Genomic DNA, 21,994 nt, shown 5'->3' on the forward strand with positions numbered 1-21,994 from the left:
ATCTCTCATATGCTTAGAGGAACTCCTAGTGAGTTCCTTTTTTACACCAGAAACGGAGAAAGCCATGAAAGAAAGCCATTTTTTCGCCCACCTGGCTCGAATGAAGCTGATCCAACGCTGGCCTTTAATGCGGTCCGTCTCACCAGAAAACGTTTCAGAGCATAGCTTACAAGTTGCTTTTGTCGCTCATGCCCTTGCCCTCATTAAAAACAAAAAGTTCGGCGGCAACCTTAATCCAGAACGCATCGCGATTCTTGCCATGTACCATGACTCCAGTGAAGTATTAACGGGTGATCTTCCGACTCCAGTGAAGTATTACAACCCTGAAATTGCCAAAGAATATAAGAAGATAGAATCGGCAGCGGAGCAAAAATTACTCTCAATGTTACCGGAAGAGTTCCGAGATGATTTTGCCCCCTATCTTCTTTCTCACTCTGCACATGAAGAGGACGCAAAAATCGTTAAGCAAGCCGATTCCATCTGTGCCTATTTAAAATGTCTCGAAGAACTAAGCGCCGGCAACCATGAGTTCGCTCTGGCAAAAAAACGCTTAGACGTCACTTTGCAAGAACGCAGAACGCCTGAAATGGATTACTTTCTCAATACCTTTGCCCCAAGTTTCGAATTATCGTTAGATGAAATCAGTTAGCTTACGGAGATAATCGTGTCGTTTGAATTACACCCGCAATGGCAAGAGCGCCATGATGATGAGCATAAAATCCGTCGAGACGACCATCGGAGCCCGTACCAACGAGACCGAGCGCGCATTCTTCACTCGGCTGCATTTCGACGCCTACAAGCAAAAACCCAAGTACACGGCAATAGCTTGGAAGACTTTCACCGCAGTCGGTTAACGCACTCCTTAGAAGCGTCGCAACTCGGGACCGGTATCGTCGCCCAGTTAAAGAAAAAACAACCAGAGTTCCGTGAACTATTACCATCAGACAGCTTAATTGATTCATTATGTTTGGCTCACGACATCGGGCATCCTCCATACGGTCATGGGGGAGAAGTCGCTCTAAACTACGTAATGCGCGAACATGGCGGCTTCGAGGGGAACGCCCAAACCTTTCGTATCGTCACTAAGTTAGAGCCTTATACCGAGCATTTCGGAATGAATTTATCACGCCGCACACTGCTTGGTTTGATTAAGTACCCTGCCCTCATTAGTCAAACACGCTCCGTCAAGTTGCCTCAACCAGCCGAGCATCAACGTAAACTAAAAGCAAAAGATTGGAGCCCAGCTAAAGGCATTTATGATTGTGATAAAGACTTATTTGATTGGGTAATTGCACCGCTTTCTGACAACGACAAGGCATTGCTTAGTCTGATGCGTTCAACGCCAGAATCGGAGTTTGAGCACAGTAAAACGCGTTTTAAATCACTCGATTGCTCAATCATGGAGTTAGCAGATGATATCGCCTACGGTGTTCATGATTTAGAAGATGCAATCGTACTTGGTATGGTGACACGTCAGCAATGGCAAGAAGGCGCAGCAAGTCAATTAGTGGACTGTGGCGACCCGTGGTTTGAAGCTCATATCGATTCCATCGGACAGATGCTATTTAGCGGTAAGCACCATGAGCGGAAAGATGCCATCGGTGGTATGGTTAACGCGCTACTGACCAGCATTTCAATCAAAGCGGTGGATGAGCCGTTTAATAACCCGTTACTGTCTTGGAATGCGTGTTTAGAACCACAGATGGCACGTGCACTTGACGTACTCAAGCACTTTGTCAGCACCTTCGTTATCCAAGTCCCGCAGGTCCAGATCGTTGAGTATAAGGGTCAGCAAATTATTATGGATATTTTTGAAGCGTTAACAGCAGACCCAGAGCGATTACTACCCGTTCATACAAAAGATCTGTGGTGTCAGGCGAAGAGCGAGAGCAATAAGATGAGGGTCATCGCCGATTATATTTCTGCAATGACCGATGGTCACGCGCAAAAGCTACACCGCCAACTTTTCTCTTCCATCGTTCTTTAGTAACACTCAACCTTTCAAGTAATTCTTTTCAAAAACGCCCGGAGGCATCTGGGCGATTTGGAATTCGATCATCTTTTCAAAGGCACGCATCAGCGGTGTAAAGTCTCGCTCGGGTTCAAGCAAGCGAAGCGAATGATAACCAGCCTCGACTGTCGATAAGCTATTCTCAGAGGGCGCCTTACGAATGGTGTAGTGCCCTTGTAGTTGCTTAGGCAACTGCACGGTTGGGAATGAATGTAAGTTGCTTGAGAGTTGCCACATTTTGTACGCTTTTTTCCACGTACCATCGAGCAAAATCAAACGTATTTTCTTAGATACACTATGACTCGCTTGAGTGATTTCAGAAATGCATCGTGACTCTTCTGATGGGTAAAGAACAAAATGTTGATATGACTTATCCGCTAATAAGTGATTTAAGACATCATCACAAGAAAAGTCCTCTCCTATCAAACAAATACAGTTATCTAAACTCAAATTGAGAATCCGTGCCGTACCAAGCGGACGATGTTCTTCACTCGTGTGCTGAAGAATGATAAGTTCTACCTCGCTTGCCAGCGGTACAATCCATTGGCAAATACACGCTTTTTGCGATTTTCCACAACGAGAACAATAACGAGACATAGAGTGAACCTTTATACCTTGCTGAGTATTATCAGCGTGATCTGTTTGATACTTCAATTTGAACCAATGGCAAGCCTAACCGAGTGGCACAGCTACAATATACGCCATGGTGAATGGTGGCGAATCGTAACAGGAAATCTCACACATACCAACTTTGCGCACTTAGGAATGAACCTCGCCGGATTGTGGATCATTACTTTTATTTTTCGCCCAAGCACTCGTAACTTCCTTATCGTTTTTTCAATCTTATGTGCATGTGTTGGTGCGCTGAATTTGTTTACCAACATGTCGGTATACGTGGGTTTATCCGGCGTATTACACGGATTGTTTGGATTTTGGGCGCTCAGAGAAGTCTTTGAAAGCAGAAGAAGCAGTGTGTTGTTAGTCGGAGGGCTAATCGCCAAAGTAGCATGGGAGCAGGTCTATGGCCCATCCAGCAGTACTGCTGAGCTTATCGGTGCAAACGTTGCTATTGATGCTCATATGTTTGGCGCACTCGGTGGGTTAGTAATGGCTTTACTGGAAAAAGGCCTTCGCCGTCGTTTATTCGGATAAAAAATCCCGAACCACGAAAGAGGAGCTGGTTCGGGAAAGCAGTAATAGGGAAACAGATATTGTTCTGAATTCAGACTCAATATCTGCAATACATCAAGCTACAGTAAAATGCGGTCTTCGTTTTTCTTAACTGTCGCTTCACCTATGCCTTTTACGCTCTTCAAATCTGCTGCCGTTTTAAAAGGGCCATGTTCCTCGCGGTAGTCCACTATACTCTGCGCTTTCTTCTCACCTATACCTTTCAACATGGTCGCAATTTCTTCAGCAGTGGCCGTGTTGATATTTACAGTAATTTCAATTCCTTCATATTTGTCAGTGGCTGAATCCGCAGCCATGCTAAAAGGTGCAAAAACAAATAAGCACAATGTCAAAATCCATTTCATATTGAACATACAATCTCCAAAATAGTAGGCTAAAAACAGTCATCGAGAGCGAGTCACTATCAAGTTTGCAATGAAAAGCAATATGGTTATGCATTTAACAAACTGAGATGACCCGGAATTCACAACGGCCGCTATCACTTAAACGCGCACTAATTTAAGTAATGCCTATTGATGATTGAAGTTCATAAAGACAAAAATAAAACGGACCGCTTATGCGGTCCGTTTTATTCAACATACAAATTACACTAATTGTGCTTAGTTGCTCACAATAAAGTACTCAATGTCAGTATTTGCACGCAGTACGGCTAGTACAGATGATAAATCTTGCTGAGAAGATGCACGCTGCATTTGCATCGCAACTTGATCTTCTAACTCACTATCTAGCTCTGCATTTACAGCATCAAGCTCGATGATAATGATGTTACCTTCAAGATCTTTAGACTGACCGTATACTGGTTTACCATCGACTGGTTTTGCCATCGCGAATACCGTTGTTGCTAACGGAGAACGACGGTCTACTGTCTCTTGTTCACCAAAGGCAAGATTGTTTTCAGCAAGCACGTTCGTCTTACCTTCTTTCAATGCCGCAACGACTTGTGTTCCAAGTTTCATCGCTTCTTGCTCACCTTTAACACGAGATAGCTCTGCAACAACCTGATCTTTCACTTCTTCTAGTGGAAGAACTGTCTCGTCACGCGCATCTTCAACACGAACAACGATAATATGCTCAGGCGCAACTTCGATAGCTTCAGAGTTTAGGCCATCTTCTTTAACTTCAGGACTAAGGATAGCTTGCATTACCGCAGGGCTACGAAGCACTTCAGGTGCATCAACCTGAGAAATAAAGTCTGTTGTCTTCACTTCTTGGTTAACCGCTTGAGAAGCATCATACAATGAGTCTGGGTATTCAAACGCTACACGCTCAAGCTCATTTTGCAACTCGTAGAATTGATCGATCGCTTGTTGGTCCACCATCTCTTGTTTGATTTCAGCAGCGACTTCTTCAAATGGCTTCGCCACAGAATCTTTTAGCTCTTCAAGCTTGATAATGTGATAGCCAAAGTCCGACTTTACTAGACCTGACGTATCGCCAGGATTCTTCAGTGCGAATGCCGCTTCTTCAAAAGCAGGGTCCATCACATCACGCTCGATCCAACCTAAGTCACCACCGTTTTCAGCGCTGCCAAAATCGTCAGATTTCTCTTGAGCAAGCGTCGCAAAATCTGCACCCGCGTTTAGCTCATCTAGGATAGCTTGCGCTTTTGCTTCATCGTCCCCTTCTACAAGAATGTGAGCGACACGGCGTTGCTCTTCTGAAGAGTATTTGTTTAAGTGCTCGTCGTAGTACTTTTTCACCTCAGCATCAGAAACATTAACTTGTTCCTTTAGCGCTTCAGCTGACAGTTCGATGTAAGAGACTTTAACCTGCTCTGGGCGTGTAAAGTTGTCTGGGTTTGCTTTGTAGTACTCTTGAATTTCTTCGTCGGTCAATTCAATATTTTTCGCGAACTCCGCTAAGTCGATCTGAATCGTGCGAATATCACGAGTTTGAGTGAACAGCTTGCCTTCTGCTTGTACTTCACCCGGCAGAATAAATTCACTGTTTTTTAGCGCATTCAGCAGTTGCTCACGAACCAATTCACGACGCATGTACTCAGCAAAAGAGTCTGGCGAAAAGCCTGCACGACGCAAAGAAGCTTGATAGATCTCTTGATCAAACTGACCATTAGATTGGAACTGAGGCATGTCTAGAATCATGCTACGCACTTGAGTGTCGCTGATTCGCAGACCCAAAGCTTCAGCTTGTTGGTCAAGCAACACGTCATTGATCATTCGATCTAAAACGGATTTGCGGAAAGATTCAACATATGCAGGGTCAGCCAGCATTTGAGAGAAGTAGTCACCCAACTGAGCTTGCATACGGTTACGCTCATTTTGGTATGCCATCTCGAACTCACCACGAGGAATCTCAGTGTTACCGACTTTCGCTGCAGAGTTGTTGCTACCACCAACGATGTAGCTACCTACACCTGCAAATACGAAAGACAGGATGATAAGTCCAAGGATAATTTTGACCGCGATGCTATTCACGCCTTCGCGTAGTCGATCCATCATAATTTAACTGCTCTCCACAATTGAAGCCTACTGCTTCTATCTAATAGAAATAATGGCGCAATAATATCAGAAAAAGAAATGCGCATCAGTATGATGCGCATAATTTAAGAAAGTTCGGCTCGAAGTTTGTAAATTTTTGTTCGAAACTTATTGTTTGAGCAAAAGTTAAGCAAATGGCCGGTTACAGAAATAACGCCGTGATTAGTTACAAGCGTCTTTCAGTGCTTTACCAGCTTTGAAAGCTGGTACTTTTGCTTCTGCGATTTGGATTTCTTCACCAGTTTTTGGGTTACGACCAGTACGTGCAGCACGAGTACGAACGCTGAATGTACCAAAGCCAACTAGAGCGACTTGATCACCAGATTGAAGAGTTCCGCTTACTGCTTCGATGAATGCATCTAGAGCACGACCCGCTGACGCTTTAGAAATATCTGCATTTTCTGCGATTTGTTCTACTAACTGAGTTTTATTCACTGTAATTTCCCCTTTGTGTCATCTGTGATTATTTTTGTGATGACTTTCGTTCCATTGTTAAGAAAATATGCTCCACCCCTTATTCATCAAGGGCTGGCAGCTATCGAAACTAACTTAGCGCCCAAAAAAAACGCTGACAAGCCTTTTTGGGCTTATCAGCGTAAACTTTTACTTATTTTTGCTACACATCACTATTTTTGAGACTCAAACTCAACGCCCGTCGGGTCTCGCTCTAGTGCGACTTTCAGTACTTCATCAATCCACTGTACAGGGATAACTTCCAGATCCGCGATAACATTATCAGGAATCTCTTCCAAATCACGCTCGTTATCTTTTGGAATTAGCACTGTCTTAATGCCACCACGGTGTGCCGCAAGTAACTTCTCTTTTAGGCCGCCGATAGGTAAAACCTCACCACGCAGTGTGATTTCACCCGTCATCGCTACTTCTGCTTTCACAGGGTTGCCTGTCAGAGAAGAAACCAATGCTGTACACATTGCTGTACCCGCACTTGGGCCATCTTTTGGTGTCGCGCCTTCCGGGACGTGTACGTGAATATCTTTCTTCTCGTAGAAGTCAGTATTGATACCTAGCTTTTCTGCACGAGAGCGAACCACTGTCATTGCTGCTTGGATAGACTCTTGCATCACATCACCAAGAGAACCCGTTTGTGTTAGCTTACCTTTACCTGGCATTGATTGAGTTTCAATCGTTAATAGATCGCCACCCACTTCGGTCCAAGCTAGACCAGTTACTTGACCAATTCGGTTACTTTCATCCGCTTTACCGTAATCGAAACGTTGAACACCTAAGTACTCTTTTAGGTTGTCCATCGTTACCGTTACTGACTTGATGTCCTTATCCAGCAAGATGTTCTTCACTGCTTTACGGCAGATCTTAGAAATCTCACGCTCTAAGTTACGGACACCCGCTTCACGCGTGTAGTAACGAATGATGCCAATAATCGCAGAATCTTCAATGACGATCTCATCCGCTTTCAAGCCATTACGCTTCACTTGTTTATCAACAAGGTGACGTTTTGCAATGTTCAGCTTCTCGTCTTCGGTGTAACCAGATAAACGAATAACTTCCATACGGTCTAACAATGGACCCGGGATGTTCATCGAGTTCGATGTCGCAACAAACATAACGTCAGAGAGATCGTAATCCACTTCTAAGTAGTGATCGTTGAACGAGTTATTCTGTTCAGGATCAAGGACTTCTAGTAGAGCCGATGCCGGATCACCACGCATATCTGAAGACATTTTGTCGATTTCGTCCAATAAGAACAGCGGGTTCTTCACACCAACCTTCGACATCTTCTGGATCAATTTGCCTGGTAATGAGCCGATGTAAGTACGACGGTGACCACGAATTTCCGCTTCATCACGCACACCACCCAACGCCATACGAACATACTTACGGCCTGTAGCTGAAGCAATTGAACGACCAAGAGACGTTTTACCTACACCAGGAGGACCAACAAGACAAAGGATAGGACCTTTTAGCTTGTTGATACGGTTTTGAACCGCTAGGTATTCAAGGATACGTTCTTTGACGCGTTCTAGACCGTAGTGATCTTCATTAAGAACCTCTTCTGCTTTCGCTAAGTTTTTCTTAACTTTTGAGCGCTTAGCCCAAGGAACGCTGACCATCCAATCGATGTAGCTACGAACCACTGTTGCTTCAGCAGACATTGGAGACATCATCTTAAGCTTTTGCAGCTCTTGCTCTGTCTTTTCACGTGCTTCTTGAGGCATTTTTGATTCGTCAATCTTCTTCTGTAGCGTTTCGAACTCGTCTGGTGCGTCTTCCATCTCACCAAGTTCTTTCTGAATCGCTTTCATTTGCTCATTCAGATAGTACTCACGCTGAGATTTTTCCATTTGCTTTTTAACGCGACCACGAATTCGTTTTTCAACTTGCAGCAAGTCGATCTCTGATTCCATCTGGCCCATCAGGAATTCCAGACGCTCAGTGACATCAACAATTTCAAGCACTTGCTGCTTATCCACCAACTTTAACGGCATATGAGCCGCAATGGTATCCGCTAAGCGTGCAGCTTCGTCGATACCATTAAGTGACGTTAGCACTTCTGGTGGAATCTTCTTGTTTAGCTTAATGAACCCTTCAAACTGATTAATCGCGCTGCGCACAATCACTTCTTGCTCACGCTCATCCAATTCTGGCGTAACAACAAATTCAGCTTCCGCTAGGAAGAAGTCACTCTCTTTAAAGTGATTGATTTTTGCTCGCTGCTGGCCTTCGACCAATACTTTTACTGTGCCATCCGGAAGCTTCAAGAGCTGGAGAATGGTGGCTACCGTACCTACGTCAAATAGGTCGTCAACCGTAGGCTCGTCAGTATCCGCTTGCTTTTGTGCCACAAGAAGAACTTGTTTGTTGGTTTCCATCGCCGTTTCTAGACAGCTAATCGATTTCTCACGACCAACAAACAATGGAATAACCATGTGTGGGTAGACCACTACGTCACGTAGAGGTAGTACCGGGATCTCGATACGCTCGGAACGTTCCAAGTTCATATAATTCTCTCTTCCGCTTTCACGTTTAACGTATTACTTAAGGCAGTATATGGGGGCTAATTGTTTGGATTCAATAAGAGAAATAAAAAAAGGAGGTAATTACTTACCTCCTTTTTCATTATGGCTGAATTTACTCTGCTCCAGCTGCCTGATTGTCTGCGTTACTGTAAATAAGCAGTGGCTCTGACTCGCCATTAATGACGGACTCATCAATCACGACTTTACTAACGTCTGTTGCAGATGGTAATTCGTACATAGTTTCAAGTAGCACGCCTTCAAGAATCGAGCGTAAGCCACGAGCACCTGTTTTACGCTCCATTGCTTTTTTCGCGATAGCGCGCAGCGCATCTTCACGGAATTCAAGTTCGGCGTTTTCTAGCTCAAACAATGCTGCATATTGCTTGGTCAGTGCGTTCTTCGGTTCACATAGGATCTGAATCAACGCTTCTTCATCAAGCTCAGTCAGTGTTGTTGTTACAGGTAGACGACCAATGAATTCTGGAATGAGGCCGTACTTCACTAAGTCTTCAGGTTCAACTTGAGTAAATAGCTCACCAACTGTCTTCGATTCATTCTTCGAACGAACTTCAGCACCAAAGCCAATACCTGTACCTGTTGCAACACGCTGCTCAATCACTTTGTCTAAGCCAGCAAAAGCACCACCACAGATGAACAGAATCTTAGATGTGTCCACTTGTAGGAATTCTTGCTGAGGATGCTTACGACCACCTTGAGGTGGAACCGATGCAACCGTACCTTCGATAAGTTTTAGTAGCGCCTGCTGAACACCTTCACCAGATACGTCACGCGTAATAGATGGGTTTTCAGCTTTGCGTGAAATCTTATCAATTTCATCAATGTAAACGATGCCGCGTTCCGCTTTAGCTACATCGTAATCACATTTTTGCAGAAGCTTTTGGATGATGTTTTCAACGTCTTCACCTACGTAACCGGCTTCGGTTAGTGTCGTCGCGTCTGCCATTGTAAATGGCACATCCAAAAATCGAGCTAATGTCTCCGCAAGTAGTGTTTTACCACTACCTGTAGGACCAATTAGAAGGATGTTACTCTTACCAAGCTCCACACCTTCGCTCGTTGTATCACCATTGCGTAAACGCTTGTAGTGGTTATATACCGCAACTGCGAGCACTTTTTTCGCGTAATCTTGCCCGATCACATAGTCATCAAGGTGTTCACGGATCTGTTTTGGCGTTGGTAACGCTTCAGATTCTTTCTTAGGGAGAACATCCTTGATTTCTTCGCGAATAATATCGTTACATAAGTCGACACACTCGTCGCAAATGTACACTGACGGACCTGCGATTAGCTTGCGAACTTCGTGCTGACTTTTGCCGCAGAAAGAACAGTACAGCAATTTACCGCTGCCACTTTCTTTGCTTTTATCTGTCATTCGCTAACCTCTTAGCCTTTACTCTTCATGAATGAGTGTATATCAATTTTTGCCAAAATGCGCTGGCAAATTACTCGCCACGGTGGCTTAACACTGCATCCACGATACCGTATTCCACAGCCTGCTCTGATGACATGAAGTTATCACGATCAGTATCGCGCTCAATGACTTCAAGAGGTTGGCCTGTATGTTCTGCTAACAACTTGTTTAGCTTCTGTTTAATCGTCAGGATTTCCTGAGCATGGATTTGGATATCAGAAGCTTGACCCTGGAAACCACCCAATGGTTGGTGGATCATTACACGTGAGTTAGGCAGTACATAACGCTTACCTGGCGCACCACCTGCAAGCAGGAAGGCACCCATTGAACATGCTTGACCCATACATACTGTGCTCACATTTGGCTTAATGAACTGCATGGTATCGTAAATAGACATACCTGCTGTTACGCTGCCGCCTGGAGAGTTGATGTATAAGAAAATATCTTTATCTGGATTTTCAGATTCTAGGAAAAGTAGCTGAGCCACGACAAGGTTTGCCATGTGGTCTTCCACTTGACCCGTTAAAAAAATCACGCGCTCTTTAAGCAGACGTGAGTAGATGTCGTAAGAGCGTTCGCCTCGGGAAGTTTGTTCAACCACCATTGGTACTAGCGCGTCCATAATTGGCGACATTGCATTTTTTTCTTGGTAGCTCATATTCTTATGTCCCTAAAATAAATGGCCCGGATGATGACTATCATACGGACCATTGTTAGCAGAATAGTTAACGTTAAGTCAACCTTCTACGCAAGATATTGCTTATTAAGCAGCAGGTTGTTGTTGGTTAAGTAGCTCGTTGAAGCCTACTTCTTTCTCAGAAACCTGTGCTTTAGCGACGATCGCGTCGATTGCTTGCTCTTCTAGAGCTACGTTGCGCATGTTGTTCATCATTTCTTCGTTTTGCTCGTAGTAAGCAATAACTTCTGATGGATCTTCGTATGCAGTAGCCATTTCTTCGATTAGAGCTTTAACTTTCTCGTCGTCCGCTTTTAGCTCTTCAGATTTGATTACTTCACCTAGTAGAAGACCAACAACTACGCGACGTTTAGCTTGTTCTTCGAACAGTTCACGTGGAAGCTGAGCAGCAGCTTCTGGGTTACCACCGAAGCGTTGTGCAGCTTGTTGACGTAGAACTTGGATTTCTTGCTCGATAAGCGCTGATGGTACGTTGATGTCGTTTTGCTCAACTAGACCGTCAATCGCTTGCTCTTTGATGCGGTTCTTAACAGCTTGCTTAAGTTCGCGTTCCATGTTCTTGCGAACTTCAGCTTTAAGTGCTTCAACACCACCTTCAACAACACCGAACTTAGCAACGAACTCGTCGTTTAGTTCTGGAAGTTCACGAGCTTCAACTTTGTTCACTTTGATTGCGAACTTAGCTGCTTTACCTTTTAGGTTTTCAGCGTGGTAATCTTCTGGGAAAGTCACGTCGATGTCGAATTCCATACCAGCAGTTTTACCTGCGATACCGTCTTCGAAACCAGGGATCATGCGACCAGCACCCATTTCTAGAGGGAAGTTCTCAGCTTTACCGCCTTCGAACTCTTCACCGTCGATAGAACCAACGAAGTCGATGCTTACGCGTTTGCCATCTTCTGCTGCTTCTTCAACTTCAACCCAAGTTGCTTGTTGCTTACGTAGAGTATCGATCATCTCTTCTACGTCTGCATCTTTAACTTCTGTTAGTGGTTTTTCAACAGTGATGCTCTCTAGGCCTTTAAGCTCAACTTCTGGGTAAACTTCAAAAGTTGCAGTGAAAACTAGGTCTGAACCTTCTTTGTTCTCTACAGGAGCGAAAGTTGGAGCGCCAGCTGGGTTGATTTTCTCTTTAACGATAGCTTCGATGAAGTGGCGTTGCATTACTTCACCAAGAACGTCTTGACGTACTGCTTTGCCGTACATCTTAGCAACCATTTTTAGAGGCACTTTACCCTTACGGAAACCATCGAAACGACGGTTTTTAGCGATGTTGCGTAGTTCAGCTGTTACAGCGTCTTCGATGTTTGCAGCTGGAACAGTAATGTTTAGACGGCGCTCTAGGCCCTCTAGCGTTTCAACAGTAACTTGCATTATATATAAACCTCTAAAGTGGCTCGGTTTTCCGAGCGTATGAGCGAAACTCAGAGGAGCTTACGCTTCATCCTTGTGTAGTGTTCTGTCCGAACACCTAATTTAAAATCGAGTATCGATACTGGTTGTCAGTACCGGACTAATCAGTGATATCTTCGATAAAATAACCAAAGGTATCTCCTATTAGCCTCAGGACAGAATTTTTAGACGCGACATTCTAGCGATCTGTCGCAACCCTGTCGAGCCAATAGCCACTATGTGGACATTGTCTGCGCTAAATTCTCGAATGCTGACCCATTTTTTCTTCAAAAATGCGATTCAGACACCGTCTAAGCATCGCCAGCATATCTAGAATGGGGACAATAGCGACTTTTTCAAGAGAATCGACCGGTTTTTTTATCGAAAAGCCTAAAAAGAGATCTTGCTCTTGTTTTACTCCACAGAGTTGAAAACTAAATCCCTAATCCTTCCTACAAACTATTAACATTTTCTTACGTGACCAAAGGAAGTTGTAAGGAGTGTAAGGATGTCGCAAAAAAAACGGATTCTGCTGACATTTTTTGCTTTCTATTTCCTGTCCGCAATTATCGGTGGCCATTGGGTTTGGCAGACCAGTTATCAATCTCTACTTGATAAACACCAATCACAGCTGGAGCAGTTTTCTGGCTATATAAAAAATAAACTCGATAAGTACGCCCATATCCCAAATCTTCTCGCTAAAGATGATCCTCTTTATCAAGCGCTTCTGCACCCCAACAACAGTGCGCAACTGGAAATCACTAATCGGTATTTAGAATCCGTTAATGGCGTGATTGAAGCAGCGGATACGTACTTAATCGAACAATGGGGTACAACGATCGCGGCCAGCAACTGGCGTAAAGAGCGCTCCTTTATCGGTCGAAATTTTGCATTTCGACCTTATTTCAAACAAGCCATTGTAGGTAAACGAAGCCAATACTACGCACTGGGCTCAACATCTGGTAAACGTGGCTACTACTATTCTTATCCCATCGTATACGCTGGCGGTGTACTTGGTGTCGTCGTGGTGAAGATGGACCTAAGTAAGATAGAGGACAACTGGCAGCAACCTAACAGTGTTTTTGTCGCCAGCGACCCATACGGAATTGTTTTCATGAGTAGCCGAAGTGAATGGCTACTCAAAAGCTTACAACCACTGACAAAAAAAGAGAAAAAGCAAGTTTGGGCAAGCCAACAATATCTTGATGCGCCAATTGAAACGCTTGGATTAGTAGGTAGTTTGGACGAGGTGCATTCTGAGCTTAAACAGGGTTACCCATACAATAAAGGAACCTTGGTGGTCTCTTCGCTGCCCCTTCCCGAACTCAAACTGACAATTCGTGTGCTGTCTCCTAAACAGTCGATCGTTTGGTTCACCATGGGTTACATCTTTGTACTCACTCTAGCATTCATGGTTTTGTTTTTAATTGGTCAGCTTATCTATCACCGTCAACAGCGTCACTTGCAAATTGAACGAATTCAACAAGAAGCCAATCAAAAGTTGGAATATCAAGTCATGGCACGGACTGCCGAGTTGCAAGCTGAGATCGCACAGCGTATCGATACCGAGCAAACTTTACGCGTTACTCAAGATGAATTGGTGCAAGCAGCGAAACTCGCGGTGTTAGGACAAATGTCAGCCAGTATCAGCCATGAACTGAATAATCCACTTGCGGCAATTCGTAGCTTTGCGGAGAACGGCAAGCTGTTTCTAAAAAAAGAAAAATATGAGCGAGTGGAAGATAATCTCACTCGCATTTCTGCTCTCACTGACCGTATGGCAAATATCAGTCAGCAACTTCGCTCTTTCGCCAAAAAAACCAGTGGTGACGAGTTGGCTCAATCTCGATTGTTCCCTGTGATTGCCTCTGTAAAAGAACTGATGAAGCCCGCATTTAAATCAGGGCGCGTCACGTTAGAAACAAATTTGCCAAAGCATGATGTTGAAGTGCAGATCAATATTATTCAACTGGAGCAAGTGTTGGTCAATTTACTGACTAATGCGATAGAAGCACTCAAAGAACAACAAGACAAACAGGTAGAATTATCTGTAGAACACGATGAGCACACTGATTTGGTTTGGATTCATGTTGATGATAATGGCCCAGGGCTTGGCTCTTTCTCACTTTCTGATTTATGTGAACCGTTTCTAACTACTAAACTGAACGGTTTAGGTTTGGGTCTCTCTATCTCGCAACAAATCTTAGCCAGTATGAATGGAAAATTATGTGCCCATAATCGAGAACAAGGCGGCGCTCGATTCTCATTGTGTTTACCTATCACTTCTTACAACACTGAACCATCAAAAGGATAAGATCATGTGTCAGGTGTTTTTTATTGATGATGAGGCCGATCTCAGAATCGCTATAGAACAGACCTTTGAACTGGCGGATATCGACGCCAAGTTTTTTGTGGATGCAGAATCGGCTTTAATAGCGATGCAGCAAGGAGAAGAAGCTGGCGTCGTGGTCACTGATATCTGTTTGCCGGGCATTTCTGGTATGGATATGCTGACAACTTTGACTCAACGCGATGCAAACTTACCCGTCATCATGATCACTGGACACGGTGATATTTCCATGGCTGTGCAAGCCCTTCATCAAGGCGCTTACGACTTTATTGAGAAACCTTTTGCGCCAGAACATTTGGTTGAAACGGTTAAGCGGGCGATTGAGAAGCGCAAACTAACCAATGAAAATGAAAAACTGCGCCTGTCACTTAAAGCCAGTAAAACCCTTGGTCCACGAGTTATTGGTGAAACCTCTAGCATCCAAATATTACGAGAGACCATCACCCAAATCGCCGATACCGACGCCGATATTTTGTTGTTTGGTGAAACCGGTACAGGGAAAGAGTTAATCGCTCGTTCTTTACATGAGCAAAGCTCTCGCCGGAACCAAAACTTTGTCGCCGTAAATTGTGGAGCGGTTCCAGAGAACTTAATTGAGAGTGAACTCTACGGCCATGAAAAAGGCGCATTCACTGGCGCCGAAAGCCGTCGTATCGGTAAATTTGAGTTTGCACAAGGCGGCACACTTTTCTTGGATGAGATCGAGTCGATGCCTATCCAAGCCCAAATTCGTTTATTGAGGGTATTACAAGAGCGCGTGATTGAGCGTGTCGGTTCAAATGAATTATTGCCTTTAGATATTCGAGTGATTGCCGCAACAAAGGTCGATTTAAAACACGCAGCTGAAGAAGGTACTTTCCGTCAGGACCTCTACTATCGGCTCAATGTCGTGACCCTGGATCTCCCGCCACTACGCGAACGAAAAGAAGACATTCCCGCCCTCTTTCACCACTTTCTGTTGGTAGCAGCTTCACGTTATGGCAAAAGCTCACCTAGCTTGTCACCCCAAGATCTAGCGCAACTGATGAGCCATGACTGGCCTGGCAATGTTCGAGAACTCAGAAATGCTGCAGAGCGTTTTGTGCTATTGGGTAAGTTAATTCAGTTGGGAGAATCGAACCCAGTTGCTAAGTCTTCCTCAAGCCTTGCAGAGCAAGTGGCGGAGTTTGAGAGAGCAGCCATTGAAGGCGCTTTATTAGAAAACAACGGTAGTATTAAACAGACAATGTGCCAATTGAATGTGCCAAGAAAAACTCTTTACGACAAGATGCAGCGCTACCAAATAAATAAAGACCTTTACAAATAAAACACGTTCAAATAGCTGGCATTATATTCAACTTGAATCATAATTTTTAACAACGGGTTTATCATGGTTGTTATAGATATGAACGAAAAAGTGAGAATACCGATTGTTACAGATACCGTGCTCGTAGACGGTTGCTATCAAGAAGAGAGAAGATTCGGTGAAGAGCGTCGTAAAAATAAAAAGAGGTGGCGACACTATGAACGTCGAATTAATTCAGACCCGCGCAAAACTTGTTACAAGTCAATAGACGAAGAGGTGTGAATTCTCACACCTCTTTCTACTTTCTGGCTTCCATTACTTGGTAATGATCTCCGGCCCCATCAAGGTAGTAGGCAACCAAGTCGAAACCCATGGTACATATGTGACGATAATTAGGAACAAGAACATCACTCCAACCCAGGGTAATGCTGCCTTCACTACGTTCATCATCGACATTTTGGCAACACCAGCGGTCACAAATAAGTTAAGACCCACGGGCGGCGTTATCATTCCTATCTCCATATTCACCACCATCATTATGCCCAAATGAATTGGGTCTATACCTAATGCAATCGCAATTGGGAACACGAGCGGCGCAACAATGATCAACAAGCCTGATGGCTCCATGAACTGACCACCAATCAGCAACAAGACGTTCACCACAATCAAAAAAGTGATTGGTCCGAGACCAGCCGAGAGCATCGACTCGGTGATCATTTGCGGGATGCGTTCTTCCGTTAAAACATGCTTCAAAATTAAGGCATTAGCAATGATGAACAGCAGCATGATGGTGAGTTTGCCCGCTTCATACAGGGTGTGTTTCGTGTCTTTATGAACAAAGGTTTGGAAGATTTTAACGAGCGCAGGTTTAGTGTTTTTCTTGTCTGCAAATGGCCCCATGTCTTTGTATACAAAGTTAGCAATAAAGAATGAGTACACAGCAGCAACCGCAGCGGCTTCTGTCGGCGTAAAGATACCGCCATAGATACCACCAAGAATGATGACGACCAACAACAAGCCCCAGCTTGCATCCTTGGCGGCATCAAAAGTTTCTTTCCAACCGACAAAAGGTTGCTTTGGAAGGTTCTTGATTCTCGCGGCAATGTAAATCGCGATCATCAACATGACACCCGCCAGCAAACCGGGAATCACACCACCAAGGAACATACGTCCAACTGACACATCCGTTGCGGCTGCATACACCACCATCACAATCGAAGGTGGGATCAAAATCCCTAGCGTACCTGCGTTACAAATTACCCCAGAGGCAAACTCTTTTGAGTAACCGTTTTTGATCATACCTGCGATAACAATACTACCTATGGCAACAACCGTTGCAGGTGAGGAACCTGACAACGCGGCAAACATCATACACGCTACAACCGAAGCCATCGCCAAACCGCCGCGGAACCAGCCTACAATGGCAATGGCGAAACGAATGATCCGCTTTGCTACGCCACCCGTCGACATAAAGCTTGAAGCCAATATAAAGAATGGAATAGCCAATAGCGTGTAGTGGCCCGCGAATGCATTAAACAGCGTTTGAGCAACTGACGCTAAAGAGGCATCCGAATGCATTAAAAGGAAAAGAACACTGGAAAGGCCCAGCGAAATAGCAATTGGCACGCCAACCAGCATAAAGCCAATTACCATCAAAAATAGAAATAAGATATCCATGGCTTATTGCTCCTTGTTTTTAGCGTCTTGCGAGGCCTTTGGAGCCATTACGTCTTCAGCGTCACTCATCTCCGCTTTAAGAGATTCGAGCTCTTCCTCCGCTTCATGTCCTGCAATCAAGCGATCGAGCTTACCAGTAGCGATTTGCCACGTGACTTGAACAAATCTAAACGTTAGTAGCGCCATTCCAAGTGGCAAAGCGAAGTAAGGAATAAAACGTGGCAGCTTTTCATAACGCTCTCCCTCATTTAACCAGTCGGCCATGAACTGGAGTATTTCAGGCATCGGAATATCGTCCGTTTCATACCACGCTCGGTCGGTAGCGAACGGATACCAGTAGTTCCAAGCGCCAATTAACAGCAAAATAGAGAAGGCTAAGCAACACATTGCTGCAAAAAGCGCCAGGGCTTTTCGTTTACCTTCCGGAACGATGTTAATAATGACATCGACACCAATATGAAAGTGTTTTTTCACACCATAAGATGCGCCAACCAACACCATCCATGCGAACATGAAAACGGTGAGCTCAAGCGCCCAAAGAATATTGTCGTTAAAGACATAACGAAAGATGACATTGGCAAAGGTCAGCAAGGTCATGGCACCCAAGAAGAAAGCAATCAAAGTCTCTTCAATGGCATCGGTGATTCGTCCAGCCTTGGCAAAAAAAGTCTGTTCCATAATTACATCACGTCGTCTGTAGGGGGAAAGAGCCCCCTCAGTTTGAGAGGGCTAAATGTGCTAGGTGTTATTATTTTTGGTTAGACGCCAAAGCGGCTTCGATTAGGTCAGAACCAATGTCTTTTTCGAACTTCTTCCATACTGGTTGAAGTGCAGTGACCCATTCTTGGCGCTGTTCTGGCGTTAGAGTACGAACCACACCACCTGCTTCGATGATATTGTTCTTATTCGCAAGGTTTACTTTGGTTGACTCAGCATTACGCTGCGCAGTTACCTCTTGAATAATGGTGTTTAACTGCTCGCGCTGATCATCTGGTAGGTTTTTCCAGAAGTCGTTTGACGTCACAACTAAGTAATCCAGAATTCCGTGGTTCGTTTCCGTAATGCCATCTTGAACTTCGAAGAATTTTTTGCCGTAAATGTTTGACCAAGTATTTTCTTGACCATCAATAACCTTAGTTTGCAAGCCGCCGTAAACTTCTTTGAACGACATTTTTTGTGGGTTAGCACCTAGCTGCTCAAACTGAGCAACGAGTACATCAGACGCTTGAACACGGAACTTAAGTCCTTCAGCATCAGTTGGAGAAATGAGCGGCTTGTTGGCTGACATTTGCTTCATGCCGTTATGCCAAAACGCAATGCCTTGTAGGCCACGACGTTTCATTGAATTTTTCAGCTTTTCACCCGCTTCCGAGTTTTGGAAACGGTCAACCGCGTCGACATCATCGAACAAGAAAGGAAGATCGAAAAGGCGGTACTTCTTGGTGAATTTCTCAAACTTAGAAAGAGAAGGAGCAGCGAGTTGAACATCACCATTCAGTAGCGCTTCCAACACTTTATCATCATCATAAAGTGTTGAGTTAGGAAACACCTGCATACAGACTTTACCGTTCATCTCTTCGTTGACGCGCTTTTCAAGTAACGAAGCCGCGATGCCTTTAGGGTGTTTGTCCGCATTCGTTACATGGCTAAACTTGATGACCGTTTCACCCGGGTCACAATTTGCGGCAGCATTAAAACTGGTAACAGCAAGTGCAGAGACAGATAGTAGAGTTAGAGGCTTAAACATTATTATTCTCCTTGTTGAATCACATCCCATCCCGTCCATGAGTAACTAGGTGTTAGGCGATGGGTACGGATGTTCAACAAAGAGCAATTAATGGACCATGTTAAAATTTATATGCATTTCAATAAATTAACACAATCCATTAACATGAATCCGAAGTGTAACGAGTGAATTCCACCCAAGAAAAAGATACAAATGGGTGGAAAATGACCCACTTATGAAGAACAGCTTATCTCCATTTTCTTCCCCCATTCCGGTGGCAATTTCGCATAGTCATCAAACTCGGGTTGCTCATCAAATGGGCGTTTTAACAGTTCGACCAATCGGTGTAATTCGCTAAAGTCCCCTTCTTCCGCTTTATCAATCGCCAACTGAGCCAAGTAGTTACGCAAGATGTATTTGGGATTGGCCTGACGCATCTGTTTGCAACGCTGTTCGGTTGAAATCAGGCCCCCTAGTTCATCAACCTCTAGCTCACACCGAGCTAAGTACAGATCAAGCCAAGCTCGCGCAGCTTCTCGGTCGAGAAATAAATCGATTACGGCTTGGGAAGGCGCATTATCAAGGTTTGAAAGCGTTCTGAAGAAGCGAGTGTAGTCCGTTTTGTTCTGGTGAAGAAGCTCAAACATAGCTTCAAACAAACGCCCATCTTCCGCTATCTTGGTTTTTAAGCCCAACTTCTCACGCATGAGGCGGCTGAACTGCTGGCTTAAATGAACTTCAAATTGACTCAACGACGATTCTAAATCTTCTCGTTCAACGAGTGGCGATAGCGCATGCGCCAGTGCTGACAGGTTCCAAAGCGCAATTCTAGGCTGTTGATCAAATGCGTAACGACCCTGGTAGTCTGAATGATTACAAATGTATCCCGGCTCATAATCATCAAGAAAGCCAAACGGACCATAATCAAAAGTTTGCCCAAGAATTGACATGTTATCGGTATTCATCACACCATGCGCAAAACCAAAAGCTTGCCAATATGCGATCATCTCGGCTGTTTTAGTCACGATGGCGTCAAACATCGCGGCATATGGTTTCTCCGCCGATGCACAATCAGCAAAGTGCCACTCAATCACCTTATCCGCCAACAGCTTCTGCTCTGCTAACTGGTTGGTGTAAAAGAAATGCTCAAAGTGACCGAATCGAACATGGGTTTCAGCCATTCGAAGTAACAAAGCGCCCGATTCCGTTTTTTCTCGATAAACAGGTGTATCACTGACCATCATACCGAGAGCACGTGTCGTGGGAACCCCAAGGCCCGCCATGGCTTCACTGCACAAGTACTCACGGATAGTTGAGCGTAATACCGCTCGCCCATCTCCCATTCGCGAGTAAGGCGTTAGCCCTGCACCTTTGAGGTGAAGATCAAACCAAGTACCATCCTGATGCTCAATTTCTGCCAACAGTAATCCACGTCCATCGCCCAAATCTGGGTTGTAAACGCCAAACTGATGGCCTGCATATTTCATCGCAAGAGGACGAAATTGTTCGAATTCACTTAGTCCAGAAAAAACCGCCAATAACTCATCGTTTTGCTCTTCTGGTAAACCAAACTGCTGTGCAAACTCACCATTCCAAGCGACCCAGCGAGTGTTGTCCAAGGGTTGTGGCTCGACCAACGTATAGAACGCTGACGGTAATTGACTAAAGCGATGGGTGAAATTGACCCGTTGCCAAATGGACATGTAGGGTTCCTTAATAAAAAGAAGTACTGTTGTGAGTATACGTGTGAATGTCCCTGTCATTCAGCCATGAAATGGGCATGGGTATTTTGCGTGAATAACGCGAAGGCGGCAGGAAGGTATCAACCTGCCGCAGACCGTCTCCTAAACGGAGGTAGCATGTAAAAACGATCAAAGGGTTAAGCGGAAAATTCTTCACCCGTTTTTGGTGACTGTGATGGCGTATCAAAACGAGCGCGTTCGATATCCACTACCGTTTTATAGCTCAATGATAACAATGCCAGCTGGTACGCGCCAAAAATACCATAGGCCACACCGACGAGGCTCAACATAAAGAGATTCGTAAAGTGGCTAAAGATCAGCTGACTGAGCAAGCCCGCACCCAATGGAATTAGTCCCATCAAAATGAATACTTGTTTGTTGTATGCTCTGCTCTGGTTCCACGAACGACGCAAACTGCGAGGCTGATGATCCATTGCAGTCGCTGGCAACACAAATGACCATCGCGCCATTACCCAATAGCCGGGAATGCTTGCAATCGTTGTGATAATAGCCATAGCAACAAAGTCGGCTTCACCACTTTCTGCAATGTAGATAAACGACAACACAAAGATCGGGATACCAATAACGAGCATCATCATCAGTCCAAACAGTATCCACCAGCCTATGAAACGGAATTCTCGAGCTGACAAACGAAATACATCCAACGCAGAGTGCATGTAATCGCCGGCTAAATAAATTCGATGCACACGCACAGCCGCCATAGCGGCAACAAGTGGGTACAAAATAATTGTGACGAAATAAAATCCTGAGACATTGCCTTCTTGAACGTTCGCTTGATCTTTCCCCGTCATTTCAGGATACATAAAAGCAAAAATTGAGTGCACGATAATCAACGGAATACAAGCAATAACAATTGCGAGTAGATTCCTTCTGACCATCACTGCCGCTTCTCGGCATATTTCCGAAACAGAAAAGGCCTCGGTAGACATATAACATCCTTAGTTCATAAAAATCGGCCCCTAGGGTAACCGCAGAG

The 21,994-nt window shown here is 44.6% G+C and carries 19 protein-coding genes and 1 pseudogene; 6 read left to right on the forward strand and 14 right to left on the reverse strand.

All coding sequences use genetic code 11. The annotated features are described in order from the left end of the window. The first annotated feature begins 64 nt into the window (after positions 1-64). Positions 65-649 carry a 5'-deoxynucleotidase gene (gene yfbR / locus R8O70_RS18410; RefSeq protein ID WP_021707675.1) on the forward strand — a complete coding sequence of 195 codons (585 nt, stop codon included), beginning with the start codon at positions 65-67 and terminating at the stop codon, positions 647-649. 15 nt (positions 650-664) lie between these two features. Beyond that, a complete protein-coding gene (locus R8O70_RS18415) occupies positions 665-1,987 on the forward strand; it encodes an anti-phage deoxyguanosine triphosphatase (RefSeq protein WP_017819918.1) in 1,323 nt (440 codons plus the stop codon). A 6-nt stretch (positions 1,988-1,993) separates the two neighbouring features. Here R8O70_RS18415 and R8O70_RS18420 read toward each other — a convergent pair whose 3' ends face one another. Continuing rightward, positions 1,994-2,608, reverse strand: coding sequence for a tRNA-uridine aminocarboxypropyltransferase (locus tag R8O70_RS18420; RefSeq protein WP_017819919.1), 615 nt, complete (start codon positions 2,606-2,608; stop codon positions 1,994-1,996). A 3-nt stretch (positions 2,609-2,611) separates the two neighbouring features. Between R8O70_RS18420 and rrtA the strand changes: the two genes are divergently transcribed. Then, a complete protein-coding gene (rrtA, locus tag R8O70_RS18425; protein ID WP_005382331.1) occupies positions 2,612-3,163 on the forward strand; it encodes a rhombosortase in 552 nt (183 codons plus the stop codon). 98 nt (positions 3,164-3,261) lie between these two features. On the opposite strand, the gene R8O70_RS18430 is transcribed toward rrtA, so the two are convergent. From R8O70_RS18430 to R8O70_RS18465, 8 genes and pseudogenes are all read right to left on the reverse strand, one after another. After that, positions 3,262-3,546, reverse strand: a complete 285-nt coding sequence (locus R8O70_RS18430) for a ComEA family DNA-binding protein (RefSeq protein ID WP_031777211.1) — start codon at positions 3,544-3,546, stop codon at positions 3,262-3,264. 255 nt (positions 3,547-3,801) lie between these two features. Continuing rightward, complete coding sequence (gene ppiD / locus R8O70_RS18435; protein WP_258623718.1) at positions 3,802-5,661, reverse strand: peptidylprolyl isomerase; 1,860 nt, start codon at positions 5,659-5,661, stop codon at positions 3,802-3,804. Positions 5,662-5,862: 201 nt separating this feature from the next. Continuing rightward, positions 5,863-6,135 carry an HU family DNA-binding protein gene (locus R8O70_RS18440; RefSeq protein ID WP_005382341.1) on the reverse strand — a complete coding sequence of 91 codons (273 nt, stop codon included), beginning with the start codon at positions 6,133-6,135 and terminating at the stop codon, positions 5,863-5,865. 191 nt (positions 6,136-6,326) lie between these two features. After that, complete coding sequence (gene lon / locus R8O70_RS18445; protein WP_005382343.1) at positions 6,327-8,678, reverse strand: endopeptidase La; 2,352 nt, start codon at positions 8,676-8,678, stop codon at positions 6,327-6,329. A 130-nt stretch (positions 8,679-8,808) separates the two neighbouring features. Continuing rightward, on the reverse strand, positions 8,809-10,089 hold the full coding sequence (clpX, locus tag R8O70_RS18450; RefSeq protein WP_005382345.1) for an ATP-dependent protease ATP-binding subunit ClpX: 1,281 nt from the start codon (positions 10,087-10,089) through the stop codon (positions 8,809-8,811). Between the two features lie 70 nt (positions 10,090-10,159). Next, positions 10,160-10,786, reverse strand: coding sequence for an ATP-dependent Clp endopeptidase proteolytic subunit ClpP (gene clpP / locus R8O70_RS18455; RefSeq protein WP_005382347.1), 627 nt, complete (start codon positions 10,784-10,786; stop codon positions 10,160-10,162). A 105-nt stretch (positions 10,787-10,891) separates the two neighbouring features. Then, complete coding sequence (gene tig, locus R8O70_RS18460) at positions 10,892-12,199, reverse strand: trigger factor (RefSeq protein ID WP_318184296.1); 1,308 nt, start codon at positions 12,197-12,199, stop codon at positions 10,892-10,894. Between the two features lie 274 nt (positions 12,200-12,473). Next, positions 12,474-12,686, reverse strand: a pseudogene (locus tag R8O70_RS18465) (hypothetical protein). Positions 12,687-12,725: 39 nt separating this feature from the next. Here R8O70_RS18465 and R8O70_RS18470 point away from each other — a divergent pair. The 3 genes from R8O70_RS18470 (at position 12,726) to R8O70_RS18480 (ending at position 16,134) form a co-directional block, all read left to right on the forward strand. Further along, complete coding sequence (locus tag R8O70_RS18470; RefSeq protein WP_258623720.1) at positions 12,726-14,531, forward strand: ATP-binding protein; 1,806 nt, start codon at positions 12,726-12,728, stop codon at positions 14,529-14,531. 4 nt (positions 14,532-14,535) lie between these two features. Beyond that, positions 14,536-15,873 (forward strand): sigma-54-dependent transcriptional regulator, encoded by a 1,338-nt coding sequence (locus R8O70_RS18475; protein ID WP_005382254.1) that lies wholly within the window; start codon positions 14,536-14,538, stop codon positions 15,871-15,873. Positions 15,874-15,951: 78 nt separating this feature from the next. After that, the gene (locus R8O70_RS18480; RefSeq protein ID WP_021034161.1) at positions 15,952-16,134 is read left to right on the forward strand and encodes a hypothetical protein; all 183 of its coding nucleotides are present in this window, start codon (positions 15,952-15,954) and stop codon (positions 16,132-16,134) included. A 33-nt stretch (positions 16,135-16,167) separates the two neighbouring features. On the opposite strand, the gene R8O70_RS18485 is transcribed toward R8O70_RS18480, so the two are convergent. The 5 genes from R8O70_RS18485 to R8O70_RS18505 all read right to left on the reverse strand — a co-directional run bounded on the left by R8O70_RS18485 (position 16,168) and on the right by R8O70_RS18505 (position 21,947). Continuing rightward, on the reverse strand, positions 16,168-17,529 hold the full coding sequence (locus R8O70_RS18485; protein ID WP_005382255.1) for a TRAP transporter large permease: 1,362 nt from the start codon (positions 17,527-17,529) through the stop codon (positions 16,168-16,170). A 3-nt stretch (positions 17,530-17,532) separates the two neighbouring features. Next, positions 17,533-18,207 (reverse strand): TRAP transporter small permease, encoded by a 675-nt coding sequence (locus R8O70_RS18490; protein ID WP_005384308.1) that lies wholly within the window; start codon positions 18,205-18,207, stop codon positions 17,533-17,535. A gap of 70 nt (positions 18,208-18,277) precedes the next feature. Continuing rightward, a complete protein-coding gene (locus tag R8O70_RS18495) occupies positions 18,278-19,276 on the reverse strand; it encodes a TRAP transporter substrate-binding protein (RefSeq protein WP_017634784.1) in 999 nt (332 codons plus the stop codon). Positions 19,277-19,488: 212 nt separating this feature from the next. Next, positions 19,489-20,958, reverse strand: coding sequence for a protein adenylyltransferase SelO (locus tag R8O70_RS18500; protein WP_054576727.1), 1,470 nt, complete (start codon positions 20,956-20,958; stop codon positions 19,489-19,491). Between the two features lie 176 nt (positions 20,959-21,134). Then, the gene (locus R8O70_RS18505; protein WP_171343112.1) at positions 21,135-21,947 is read right to left on the reverse strand and encodes a sugar transporter; all 813 of its coding nucleotides are present in this window, start codon (positions 21,945-21,947) and stop codon (positions 21,135-21,137) included. Between the last annotated feature and the right edge of the window lie 47 nt (positions 21,948-21,994).

It is taken from the genome of Vibrio sp. 779(2023), assembly GCF_033344285.1.
Classification (GTDB): Bacteria; Pseudomonadota; Gammaproteobacteria; order Enterobacterales; family Vibrionaceae; genus Vibrio; species Vibrio alginolyticus.